This is a genomic window from Burkholderia sp. FERM BP-3421, from assembly GCF_028657905.1.
Classification (GTDB): domain Bacteria; phylum Pseudomonadota; class Gammaproteobacteria; order Burkholderiales; family Burkholderiaceae; genus Burkholderia.
Window position 1 is genome coordinate 325,687 of the sequence record NZ_CP117780.1, and the last position, 12,684, is coordinate 338,370.

Below are 12,684 nucleotides of genomic sequence, written 5' to 3' on the forward strand. Positions count from 1 at the left end.
GGCGGCCGCCCGGCGTGCGCGGCCGCCGCGCCACTTTATCCACGACCTCCGAGGATCCATGAACGCAACTGATCTGGCCGCGCCCGTTTTTCTCGACAGCGACACCAAAATCGAGCCGCTCGTGTTTCGCTGGTACGCCTGGGGCCACCTTGTCTCGCCGGTGCAGCAGGCGCTCAATCTCGCGTTCCGGCAGCTGCCGGCGCTCAAGTCCTTCATCGCGAACCCCGGCGTGCACGAGGCGGCCTCGCGCAATCCCAAGATGCTGGGCGGCGCGTTCCTCGAACTGACCCAGCGCGACGTCGCGAGCGTGCGCGCGCTGCTGCAGGACATCCTGGAACGCGGCGCGAACCTGCTCGGCTTCGCGCAGGACCTGCTCGATCTCGATCGCCGGCTGCAGAAGCACGAAAGCGGCTTCAGCCTCGACCACCTGTACGCCGACCTGCCCGCCTCGCTGGCCGGGCTCGTCGAAGCCGGCTACGACCTGAACAACCATCCGTCGCTGCGCATCGTCGAGGATCTCGTCTACCTCGACGGGCCGGCCCACGCCGACGCGCAGGAAATCGCCTTCAGCCGCACGCGCGACGAGGCGCGCAACTTCTTCATCAACACGCCGCGCCTCGACACCGAACAGCGCTTCGTGATCCCCGCGCCGTTCGCCGATACGCGCTTCGACCTGCTGTCGGAAAGCCGGATCGCGCCGGTGCCGTTCGAGACGATCGCCGAGGCGCTCGGCGTCGCGGACCCCGCGGCCCGCACGCGCCTGCGCAGCTACTTCAGCGCGACGCCGCCGCGCCGCGACGCCCCCGAATACACGGAGGACGCGGTGCGGGTGCGATACTTCGGCCACGCGTGCGTGCTGGTGCAGAGCGCGGACGTCAGCGTGCTGATCGATCCGTTCGTGACCTGGGACCACGACGACGCGAACGCGCGCCTGACCTTCCACGACCTGCCCGACCATATCGACTACGTGTTCCTCACGCACAACCACCAGGACCACTTCAGCGTGGAGGCGCTGCTGCAGCTGCGCAACCGGATCGGCGCCGTCCTCGTGCCGCGCAACAACGTCAACAATCTCGCCGACCCGTCGATGAAGCTCGCGCTGCGCGCGATCGGCCATCACCGGGTGCGGGTGATGGACCCGCTCGAACGGATCGAACTGCCGGGCGGCTGGCTCACGAGCCTGCCTTTCTACGGCGAGCACGCCGACCTCAGCATCGCGAGCAAGCACGGCATGTGCCTCGACCTGAAAGGACGCCGGATGCTGTTCCTCGCCGACTCCGACTGCAAGGACCGGATCCTGTATCGCCGGATCGCGCGCCATGTCGGTCAGATCGACCGGCTGTTCATCGGCATGGAATGCGACGGCGCGCCGCTGACCTGGCTGTACGGCCCGTACCTCAGCACGCCGATCAACCGCAAGGACGACGACTCGCGCCGCCTGTCCGGCTCCGACTGCGAACACGCGTGGTCGATCGTCGAGGAGTTCGGCTGCCGGCACGCGTATGTCTACGCGATGGGGCAGGAGCCGTGGCTGCGCTTCGTCGCGGGCCTGGAGTACACGCCCGAGAGCAAACAGATCGTCGAGTCCGACCGCTTCGTGGCACGATGCCGGGACGCGGGGCTCGAAGCCGAGCGCCTGCATGGCTGCCAGACTTTCGTTTTCTGACCGGGGAGTACCTGCATGGAATCCAACCCGCTCGAGGTCGCGCAGGACGCGACCGCCGCCGCACCCGACCACTCGATCAAGGCCCTGCTGAAACGCACCCGCTTTCGCAACGTCTGGCTCGCCAGCGCGATGTCGCAGTTCGGCGATACCTGCTTCATGGTCACCCTGCCCTGGCTCCTGCTGCAGATGAACCATTCGGGCGTGGTCCTCGGGTCGGTGCTGACGACGCTGGCGGTGCCGCGCGCCGCGCTCCTGCTGGTGGGCGGCGCGTTCAGCGACCGCTACTCCGCGCGCAGCGTGCTGCTGGTTGCGAGCCTCGTCCAGCTCGCGTGCGTGGCGACGCTCGCCGTGCTGACCGTGCGGCACGCGTTGCCGCTGCCGGCGCTCTACGCGCTCGTGTTCTGCTTCGGCATGGCCGATGCGTTCGGGTCGCCGGCCATCCGGGTCCTGTTGCCCGAACTGGTGGAGCGCGAGCAGATCCCGGCCGCCAACGCGCTCACGCAATCCACGGCACAGGTCAGCATGCTCGGCGGGGCGGCGTTCATCGGCGTCGCGCTCGATCGCTGGGGCGCCGCGCCGACGCTCGGCGTGGTGGCCGCGAGCTTCGCCTGCCTCGCCCCGGTGCTGTGGCGGCTGCCCGCCACGGGGGGCCGGCCCGTGCAGGAGCGCGGCCTCGCCCGCGCGATCGTCGACGGCCTGCGGTATGTGCAACGGGAAACCTCGTTGCGCTTGCTGATCATCGCCATCACCTGCGTGAATTTCAGCGCCGCCGGGGCAACCCAGATCGGGCTGGTCACGCTGGCGCACCAGCGTTTCGGCTCATCCACCGACTATGGCATGCTGCTCGTGGCGGCCGGCCTGGGATCGTTCGTCGGCATGATCGGCGCCGGCGTGAGCCGGCGCGTGGTGAACATGCGCGAAACCGTGTTCGCGGCCTGCCTTGCGCTCGGGACGGCGCTGGCGGTGCTGGCGATCCGCCTGCCGTTCTGGCCGGTGCTCGCGGTCACGTTCATGCTCGGCGTGACGGGCGGCTATATCAACGTGCGGGCCTTGTCGTGGCTGCAGGCGGTGGTGAGGAAGGACATGCTGGGCCGCGTGATGAGCGTGCTCGCATTCGCCTCCACCGGGGTCGCGCCGCTGTCGCTCGCGGTGGGCGGCTGGCTCGCGCAGACGCGTCTCGACGCGCTGTTCGCCGGCAGCGGCGCGCTGGTCCTGCTGGTGGCGGTATGCATCGGACTGTCGAAGCGGGCGAGCTGGGCGCCGCGCGCCGAACCGTCGGAGGACGCGAGCGAGGCATGACGGGCGCGCGCCCGGCCGCGTCGGCATCGCCGCGACGCCCGGCGACGCACGCCGTCAGCGTTCGACCCGTGCCGGCTGCGGCCGGCACGCCGGGGTTCCGTCCTCCGCGCCCCGGGTGGCGCCCGGGCACCGCAACCATCGACGGTGCAGCGCTTCCCGTCACGCCGCGCTGCCCGACACCTCGATCTGCGCCACCGACGCCATCAGCCGGTCCGCGGGCATCGGCCGGCCCAGCAGATAGCCTTGCAGGGCGTTGCAGCCGAGCTGCGTGAGGAACTGCTGCTGCTCCGACGTCTCCACGCCCTCGGCGACGATCTCGAGGTTGAGCGTGCGGCCCAGGGCCACGATCGCGGACACGATCGCCGCGTCCTCGGTGTCGTGTTCGAGATCGCGGATGAAGCCGCGGTCGATCTTCAGTTCGCTGGCCGGCAGGCGCTTGAGATACAGCAGGCTCGAATAGCCCGTGCCGAAGTCGTCGATCGAGATGCGCACGCCCATGTCGCTCAGCTGATGCAGGATCCGCACGCTCTCCTCGGCGTTGCGCATCGCGGTCGATTCCGTGACCTCCAGGATCAGGTAATGCGGCGCGAGGCCGTGGCGTTCGAGCGTCTCGCGCACGCTCTGCACGAGGTGGACGTGGGCGAATTGCGAGGCGGACAGATTGACCGCGATGCTCCAGTGGCTGTACCCGGCGTCGTGCCACGCGCGCATCTGCCGGCACGCTTCGTCCAGCACCCACGCGCCGAGCGGAATGATCAGGCCGGCTTTTTCCGCGAGCGGGATGAACTGGTCGGGCCCGATGATCCCGCGCGTCGGGTGCGCCCAGCGCACCAGCGCCTCCACGCCGATGACCGGCCCCTTGGGCGCATCGAACTTGGGCTGGTAATACAGCACCAGCTCGTGCCGCTTGAGGGCGGCGCGCAGGTCCTGCGTCAGTTGCAGCTGCTCGTGCACGTTGACGTTCATCGACGCCTCGAAGAAGCAGTACGCATTGCGCCCCAGCGACTTCGCGTGATACATGGCCGCGTCGGCATGCGCGAGCAGCTCGCGCTGGTGCGCGCCGTCGCCCGGATACATCGCGATGCCGATGCTGGTCGACACGCGCAGCTCGTGGCTCGCCGCCTGGAACGGCTGCTGGATCGCCTCGAGCAGGTTGCCGGCCAGGGTGGCGGCATCCGACGGATCGCTGACTTCGGCGACCAGCACGAACTCGTCGCCGCCCACCCGCGCGATCGTATCCTTGGCGCGCACGCGCGCGCGGATCCGCTGGGCGACCTCGGTCAGCAGCTGATCGCCGACGTAGTGGCCATAAGCATCGTTGACGGCCTTGAAGCCATCGAGGTCCAGGAACATCAGCGAACACATGCTGCCGCTGCGGTCCACCGCCTGGATCGCCTGATCGATGCGATCCTCGAGCAGCAGGCGGTTCGGCAGCTTGGTCAGGTTGTCGTGCAGGGCGAGGTAGGTCAGCTTCTCATTGGCGGCGGCGAGTGACGTCGCCAGCACCAGCGTGCGCGATTCCAGGCGCAGATCGAGCACCGAGATGATCAACGCGACGCCCAGCACGGCCAGCGTCAGGATGCCGACGACGAGCGCCAGCCAGCCGTTGTCGAGGCCGTCGGCCGCGGCGCCGCACACGCTGCCGTACGGGAACCGCGCGGCGGCCATGCCCGTGTAGTGCATGCCGACGATGGCGCCGCCCATCACGACCGCCGCCCCGAGGCGCAGCTGCCAGACGCGCGACGAGTGGTGGCGCAGCCTGAACGCGATCCACAGCACCGCGCCCGAGGCGATCACGGCGATCAGCACGGACAGCGCGACGAGCGACGGCGCGTACTGGATCGACGGCGCCATCTTCATGGCGGCCATGCCGGTGTAATGCAGGCCGGCGATGCCGAGGCCCATCAGCAGGGCGCCGACGCACAGGTGCGCGCCCGGCAAGGTGTCGTGCCGGATCAGCCAGAGCGCGAAGGCCGACAGCGCGATCCCGATCAACAGCGACAACAGCGTGATCCCCGGGTCGTAGCCCAGCGGAATCGGCAGGGAAAAGGCCAGCATTCCGATGAAGTGCATCGACCAGATGCCCGCCCCCATCGCGGATGCGCCGCCGGCCAACCACCATTTCGCGGCGCTTCCCTGGGCCGTCGAGATGCGGCCGGCCATATCCAGCGCCGTATAGGACGCGGCAATGGCAACCAATAGAGAAAACAGAACGATCTGCGGATTGTAGTGACCGACCAACATCGACGAATTTCCTGTGATTTCAATATCAAAGCGTTTCGGTGCGCCGCGATGCAGTCTCGCCGTGCGCCCGATCCGCCCTTGGGTATGATCGGCCGCGTTCGGGCCGACTTTAGCGAGTTCGGGACAGGGATATCGGTCTGTGGGATTTTCTAGGGGACGCAGAGTCGTTCGTCAAGCGTTTGAGGCGGTTGGACTGGTAAACGATAGCGCCGCGGATAGCGCCGCGCGGGCTGCGGACAGCGCGTCACGCGGCCGTCACGTGAATAAGGGGACAGGGGAGCGATGCGAGGAGACATGCCGGGTTGCCGGGTCCGGCGCGGATGCGCATGCGGCCGGCGGGCCGGATGCACGCGGGTTGCACGCCCGGGGCACACGCCGAACCTGTTCACGCTGCCCACGGGCAACGTGGGCCTCGGTCTCGGCGTGCAGTTCCTGCACCAGAGCCGGTACGTCGGCATGAGCGCGGACTGGGCGGGCGGCCAGCTGATCTCGCCGTCGATCCAGCCGGTCGACGGCGAGCGCAATGTCGCCGCCGTGTACGACCAGATCGACGTCCCGCTCCTGAAAAGCCTCACCTTCAGCCAGTCGGGCCGCTACGACCGCTACAGCGATTTCGGCGGCGCGTTCTCGCCGCGCTTCCAGCCGGTGCGCACGCCGACGATGTACGGCTCCTACACGCGCGGCCTCCGCGCGCCGCCCCTGATCGAGAACACCGCGTCGCGCACCTTCGGCCCGCAGGACGTGGTCGATGCGCAGGACCCGGCCAATCCGGGCGCGTACCACGTGGTCGAGGAGATCCGCGCCGGCAAGCGCAGCCTGCCGCCGGAACGCACGAAGCACTGCAACCTGGGCTTCCTGGCGTCGCCGACCCGCGACATCGACATCGACATCGGCTTCGACTTCGGCTTCGGCTTCGACTGGTACAAGATCCACATCGACAACGTGATCGGCACGGACGACGTGCAGGCCGTCGTCAACCGGAACGATCCGTCCACGGTGATCCGCAACGCGAACGGCTCGATCGCCTATGTGTTGCGGCCTGATCGGAACCTGTCGTACCTCGACACGGACGGCTTCGAGGCGACCTTCCGCCAGCCCGTCGCGACCCGCATCGGCACCTTCACGCTGTCCGGCGACTGGGCGCACGTCTGGCATTTCAAGATGCCGGTCGGCGGCGTGACGCGCGACTTCGCCGGCAACAACGGCGCGCTCAACCAGCCGTTCGGCGGCAGTTCGCCGCGCTGGAAGGGCAATACGAATCTGGACTGGAACGACCGGCGCTGAACTGCGCGCCTGAGCTGGCCGTATGTCGGCCCGTACGCGCAGGCGATCCTGGTGCCCAACGCCTACCGGGGCATGGCGGGCGACGTGGCGTCGTACGGCCCGTTCAACCTGACGCTCACCTACACGGGCTTCAAGCACTGGACGCTGTACGCGGGCATCGACAACCTGTTCAACCGCAAGCCGCCGTTCGATCCGGTGTGGATGGCGCTGCCGACGGGTGACGACACCTCGCTCTACAGCGATGTCGGGCGCTTCGCGCAGGTGGGGACGACCTACAAGTTCTGAGGCCGTCGACGCGAGCGCACGCGGGGCGGTGCGAATCCGCGAGCGCGCGGCGGCGGGGGGCGTCATTTCTTGCGCTTTGATTCGCCGCGCAGCATGAAAACGCGGATCCCGCCTCCACGACGCCGAGGGGAGGTTTCTTGCGCGGGGCGTATGCGGCGCGCCTCACGCTACCTCGGGCAGATACCTAGACGCGGGGGCGCGGAATGCGCTTGCCACACCTCGCCCCCCCGGTCGTGTTCCGCCCCGCCCGCCTTTGTCACGTTACATCCATGAACGCTTTTGCTGCGGTTTGCGCGCGCCGGGCTTCGGGCCGCGCGCGACCGGGCCGCGCCCTCCTTCGAACACGCACCGCCCGGCGGGCCTGAGCGCCCGATCGAGGCCGCGCTCGGCCCCGCGCCCGGCTCGCGGGTACGGTTTTTGCGGCGCTAGAGGCGGAGACCCGCCGGCATGATCGACGGGCCGATTCGAACCCTCAGGCGTCGCCGGCGCGATGCCTGGCCCAACCGACCAACGGAGCAACCATGGACGCGCTCCCGAACCAGTCCGACGCACGATTCCAGGCCTTCCTGGCAAAGCTGCTCGAGCAGCCTCAGGCCAGCTGGAATGAGAAGCAACAGATCGAACTCGATACGGCCCGCGCGCTGTCGTCGGAAATGCTGCGCATCGCGGAACAGATGCGAGCCGACACGGCGAGCTTCGACAACTGGCTTGCGCTGCTCAAGTACGCCAAGGTGCTCGATTTCATCCTGTCGTCGCTGGCCGCGCGGCGGGAGATCAATCCGAGAACCTTGCGGACGATACTCAAGCTGGCCAACTTCAGCATCGATCCGGCCTACCCGGACTGAGCCGCGCGCGACGCGCTCGCGCAGCGACCCGACGCGCGCGCCGTTCGCCGTTGCGCCTGCATGCATCGCGGACGCCATGCCGACGGCGCGGCCGTCGCGCCCTTGCAGGCCGCTGCGCCGCAAGCGGCGACCGCGCGGCGATGCCCATCCTTCGCCCCTGCCCCGATCGCCGCCCACGCAGCGGCCGTCCGGCCCGCCGCTGCCTCGCCGCGGCGCACGGCCTCGGCTTCCCGCTGAGCGACAGACGGGAAACCGGCCGCCCCGATCTGGTGTTCGGCGCGCTTCTGCTGCTCGCCGCGCTCGGCAAGCTGAACGACGGACTGATGTGCGCGTTCGAACCGCGCTTTCCGGGTTGGCGCGACGCCACCCGCGCCGCGCATGCGGGCGACGCCTCGGCGGCGCCTCATGCGCGCCGGGAACCGCTCCGGCGCCCGGCTCGATGCGCGCGTCGAACGCCCATGCTACGGCGCACGGACCGCGCTCGGGCCATCGGCCCGGTCCGTCGAACGCGGCGAAACATTGGCGGGGCGCCGCCGCGCGCGCAACCCCGTCACCCTGCATGGGCGTTACTTGGCGATGGTGAAAACCGTCGGCGTGACCGCGAAGAACACGTTGTCCGTGCAACTTACCCGGACACGCGCCTTGTTCGACGCGACCGTCGGCAACGTGACCTTGGCCGCGCCGTTGTTGGGTACGCTGGCCAGCAGCGGATCGGGCAGATAACGGTAGCCGCCATCGAGCGAAAGATCCAATCGGACATTCGCGCAAGCGATCGGCGCGGCGTCGGTCTTCGCCACGTTCCACGCGATGGTCTGACCGGAGCCGGCCGCCCATTTCACTTTCGCTCTCGGCGCGGTGACCGCGAAAGCGCCGCCGGTATCGACCACGTTCAGGTACATGTTGCCGGTGGCGGTATTCGGTCCCACACCGAGCGGTTGCGACATCGCGACGTTGTCCCGGACCGTGACGCGGAAACTGAGCTTGCGATTGGTCACCGGATAAACCTCGCCATTGCCGAGCGGCTCGTCGCCCAGCACGGCCGCGAGGTGCGGGAAAGTCTGCTCGGGTTCGGCGTGCGGCTTGAACGAACGGAAGATCGGTCCCTGGCCGTCGTCCTTCAGCTCGCCAAATTGCTCGGGGCCGAAATCGAACTGCTCCCAGGTATAGGTCAGGACGCTGGCGCCGCTGCCCTTGGCGGCCTTCGCCTTCAACGTGAATGGCGTCCGCGCCGGCACCGAATAATGCGCGCGCCCCGTCGTGAACGCGTCCGGCGGCACCAGCGATTCCGGATCGAGCCACGGCGCGCCGCTCTTGTTGAGCGTGCGTTTCGCACAGCTGCCGCCCGCGCTCGCGATCCAATCGTGGATCATGCCGACGCTGCTGCTGTTGAAATACGGATCGGTATGCGGTTGATAGGAAATGATGCCGCCATACACGCCTGCGTAACCCATGATCGTGGACCCTTCCCCGGGTTCGACCGCATCCTCTTCCGGCGTGCTGCGCCTGGCGTTGAACGAGTGATACGAGCCGAACGAATGGCCGAGTTCATGCGCGACGTAGTCGACCGCGAACGCGTCGCCGACAGGATCGAGACGGCCGGTGCTTCCCGCGGCCTTGCTGTCGTCCTGGCAGGTGCTGGCGATCGACGCCATGCCGCCGGTGCCGTCCCCCGCCACCACGTGACCGACGTCGAAGTTTTTGTTGCCGATCACCTTGGCGAGGTTCTTCACGTTCTTGTCGTTGATCGCGTCGGTGCCGGGAGACAATCCCGCGTATGGATCGGTGCGCGTTTCCGTGTAGATGATCTTGTCCTCGCTCGGGACCAGCGCCAGATGCACGCCCAGGTCGTTCTCGTAGATTTCGTTGATCCGGTTGACCATGGTCGCGACCGCGGCGAGACCATCGACGACCGTTCCGCCGAAACTCTTGGTGTAGGTGCTGGTCGCGGCCATCGCCAGGCGGTATTCGTACATCACGTTGCCGCCCGCGCGCGCGCCGGTCGCGCTGCCGGGCGCTGCTCGGCTCGTCCGCTTCTGTACACGGGCGCCGTTGAGCAGATTCTTGTCGAAGCCGTCCTCATTGAACGGCGAGACGCCCGGCAACGCTGCGCGCCGGAAGGACCAATACACGTCGCCGCTGTCGCTGGCCTTGTTCGCCCGCCCCGACAATTGCACGGCCGGCTGCACCAGCCATACGCCGTCCTTGTCGCCATAGACCGCCGCTTGCAGGCCCTGCGGCGTGATGTCGACACGGGCGCGGCGGCCCTTGTCGTCCACGCCCTTGTAGCTCTTCAGGCTTGGATAGCGCTTCGCCAGCGCGGGCGGCAGCACGTCCGACTCGGTCAGCGTGAAATAAGTCATCCCGCCTTCCGGCAGCGGCAGCGCGAGGACGCTGCCCTGCCCGAGCGTCGTCGTCGTCGCGGCGCGCGCCGACAGTTCGGTCTTGAGATGACCCAGGTCCAGCGTCACCGCGCGATAGGAGGACGGCACCGATGACGTCGCACCGCGCCCCGCCAGCGCCGCCGACGCCGACGCCGACGCCGGAACCTCGTGCCAGAATCCGGCCGTGTCGGCCGCCTGGGCGAGCGACGCACAGCCCCATGCCGCCAGGACTGCGCACGTCAAGATAATATTTTTCATGCTGAGGATTCCTATTTTATTTGAAGCGATATCGTTGATGAAGGCATGGCGATTTTCGGAGACGCTCGGCCTGGCTGATCAGGCGCGGTAGATCGTTCGCGCACGTATCGGCAGCCCGTGCGCGACGCTCAGACGCGCGCCGCCGCGCCGGAAACGGCGTCCCGAGCGATTCCCGGACGGGCTTTGCTCGACGTGACCGTTGCTGGACGGCAATCCATACCGGAGCCGATCATCGGCTCGATAGACGGCGAGATCCCTCCGCCGACCTATTCGATGCGCGACTGCCATGTGCGCTCGCGTTCATGCGAACGGCAACAGCATTCCCTCGCCGATCGAGTTCAGCGGAAAATCGTAATTTTTGACGGGGAGAAACGACGGCGTGCTATGTGAAGAAAGTCATGGTGGATGGCCCTGTTGTTTATGGATCGTCGATAAACAAGCTGTGTTCTTCGACACATGCTCGTCCACGGTCGCCGTCGCGACAGTCAGTCGTCCAGATCAATCCGCGCGGGAAGGCAATTCGCCTGATCCCATCGAGACCGTCCGATCGATCTGCCCTGTGTCAACGCCTGCAGCACACTGGATTGCGATCCGGTTCGGCACCGGCGCAATCTATCGCCGAATATACTTCGTAATCTTTTGCAACGGAATAAGAAGGTCCGTGGAAGACAAAAGATTACAAAACACGCCGGGCATGATGCGTGTTTCATTGATAGTCGCAGGCGCTGGACCCCTTGAACCCTTGACCGACGCTTGGATCAGGGTCAATCGGCCCCGGCGTTTCGCCACTGGGGCCGATGAATTCAGGCGTGGCAGCCGCGGCACCCGGTAGAGACGCCCGATAGCGCGGCGCCGCACGAGACATGCACGGATGTCCCGCGAGCGCGTCGGGCAAAACGCTTGCTTGCTAAACTCGGCCCGCGCTCATCAGCAGGGCCTTGGGTTCCAAGTACGCACTCATGCCCCAACGCCCCATTTCGCGCCCGAGCCCCGAATGCTTGAAACCGCCGAAGGGTGCGCGCGGCTCGTGGGTCAAGGTGTTGACGAGCACTCGGCCCGCATCGATCTGGCGTGCCACACACTCGCACCGTTCGGGGTTCGTGCCCAGCACCAGGGCGCTCAAACCATAACGCGTGTCGTTGGCCATGGCGATCGCATCGGCGTCGTCCGCGTAGGGGATGATGGTCAGCACGGGTCCGAAGATTTCCTCGCGCGCGATGCGCATCTGGTTCGTGGCTCGGGTAAAGAGCGTGGGCCTCACGAACCATCCGGCGTGCAGCCCCTCGGGCCGACCTTCGCCGCCGGCCAGCAGCGTCGCGCCTTCTTCCTGCCCGATGCGAATGTAGCGCTGCACCCGTTCCCATTGCTTCTTGCTCACCATCGGGCCGATGTCGGTGTCGGGCAGGCGTGGGTCGCCGGAGCGGACGTGCGAGACCGCCTCCTTTGCGACCTGCTCGAACTCGGCCAGGCGGCTGCGCGGCACGAGGATGCGCGTGCCCGCGATGCAAGCCTGGCCGCTGTTCATGAAACCCGCCATCAGCACCAGCGGCATGGCGGCGGCAAAATCCGCATCGTCCAGCACCACGGTCGGCGACTTGCCGCCCAACTCCAGCGTCACGCGCTTCATCGTGGCGGCGCCGGCGGCCACCAGATGCTGCCCCACCGCGGATGAACCCGTGAACGAGATCTTGGCCACGCCGGGGTGGCGCGCGATCTCCTCGCCGACGACATCGCCACGGCCATTAACGATGTTGAAAACGCCCGGGGGCAGGCCCGCTTCGTGCAAGGCCTCGGCCACGACCTGCGTCTGCAAGGCGCTCATCTCGCTGGGTTTGATGACGGCGGTGCAGCCCGCCGCCAGCGCGGTGGCCAGCTTGTTGCAGATGAAGCCCGCATTGCTGTTCCAGGGCGTGATCAGGCCCGCGACGCCCACGGGCGTATGGATCACCGTGGCTTCGCCGGCCTGCTCCTCGAACGCGAAGGACGCCAGTGCGTCGATGGCCTCGGAGATGACCGCGGCCGGATAGGTTGCCATCCAGCGCCCGCGCGTCGTCGGCGCGCCGTATTCCATCAGGATGACTTCCATCAGTTCCTCTTCGCGTGCCGCCACGGCCCGGTGCATGCGCCGCAAGGCTGCGATGCGCGCTTCGCGCGTGGTGCGCGACCAGGCGGGAAAGGCGGCCTGGGCCGCCGCGATGGCGCGCTGCGCGTCCTGCGCGTCGCCCAGCCGCACCTGGCCGATGACTTCCTCGGTGCTCGGGTTGTGCAGGTCGAACCATTCCTGGCCGTGCGGCTTGACGAATTCGCCGTTGATGTAGAGGTGCTCAACACGTTGCATGGCGGATCTCTTCGAGAGGGGGAATGCAACGCAGTCTAGGAAAGTGTTACTGTTCTGAAAAGACGCCTTATTGTTGATGATGTA

At 67.5% G+C, this 12,684-nt stretch carries 8 protein-coding genes and 1 pseudogene; 6 read left to right on the plus strand and 3 right to left on the minus strand.

Annotated features, from left to right (window positions below; genetic code table 11):
- Positions 1-58: 58 nt before the first annotated feature.
- Both Bsp3421_RS02315 and Bsp3421_RS02320 read left to right on the plus strand, forming a co-directional pair.
- A complete protein-coding gene (locus tag Bsp3421_RS02315) occupies positions 59-1,666 on the plus strand; it encodes an MBL fold metallo-hydrolase (protein ID WP_273995169.1) in 1,608 nt (535 codons plus the stop codon).
- A 15-nt stretch (positions 1,667-1,681) separates the two neighbouring features.
- Positions 1,682-2,965 (plus strand): MFS transporter, encoded by a 1,284-nt coding sequence (locus Bsp3421_RS02320; protein ID WP_273995170.1) that lies wholly within the window; start codon positions 1,682-1,684, stop codon positions 2,963-2,965.
- A gap of 159 nt (positions 2,966-3,124) precedes the next feature.
- Here the strand turns inward: Bsp3421_RS02320 and Bsp3421_RS02325 are convergent, their stop codons facing one another.
- Positions 3,125-5,209 (minus strand): putative bifunctional diguanylate cyclase/phosphodiesterase, encoded by a 2,085-nt coding sequence (locus tag Bsp3421_RS02325; protein WP_273995171.1) that lies wholly within the window; start codon positions 5,207-5,209, stop codon positions 3,125-3,127.
- 282 nt (positions 5,210-5,491) lie between these two features.
- On the opposite strand from Bsp3421_RS02325, the gene Bsp3421_RS02330 reads away from it, so the two are divergent.
- The 4 genes and pseudogenes from Bsp3421_RS02330 to Bsp3421_RS02340 all read left to right on the plus strand — a co-directional run.
- Positions 5,492-6,493, plus strand: coding sequence for a TonB-dependent receptor (locus Bsp3421_RS02330; RefSeq protein ID WP_337995243.1), 1,002 nt, complete (start codon positions 5,492-5,494; stop codon positions 6,491-6,493).
- Positions 6,494-6,544: 51 nt separating this feature from the next.
- The gene (locus tag Bsp3421_RS33930) at positions 6,545-6,778 is read left to right on the plus strand and encodes a hypothetical protein (RefSeq protein WP_337995244.1); all 234 of its coding nucleotides are present in this window, start codon (positions 6,545-6,547) and stop codon (positions 6,776-6,778) included.
- 521 nt (positions 6,779-7,299) lie between these two features.
- A complete protein-coding gene (locus Bsp3421_RS02335) occupies positions 7,300-7,623 on the plus strand; it encodes a DNA-binding protein (protein WP_273995172.1) in 324 nt (107 codons plus the stop codon).
- A 191-nt stretch (positions 7,624-7,814) separates the two neighbouring features.
- Positions 7,815-8,006: pseudogene (locus Bsp3421_RS02340) on the plus strand (ABC transporter permease); the annotation flags it as partial.
- A 183-nt stretch (positions 8,007-8,189) separates the two neighbouring features.
- On the opposite strand, the gene Bsp3421_RS02345 reads toward Bsp3421_RS02340, so the two are convergent.
- Complete coding sequence (locus Bsp3421_RS02345; RefSeq protein WP_273995174.1) at positions 8,190-10,262, minus strand: reprolysin-like metallopeptidase; 2,073 nt, start codon at positions 10,260-10,262, stop codon at positions 8,190-8,192.
- A 907-nt stretch (positions 10,263-11,169) separates the two neighbouring features.
- Complete coding sequence (locus Bsp3421_RS02350; protein WP_273995175.1) at positions 11,170-12,600, minus strand: aldehyde dehydrogenase family protein; 1,431 nt, start codon at positions 12,598-12,600, stop codon at positions 11,170-11,172.
- Positions 12,601-12,684: the final 84 nt, after the last annotated feature.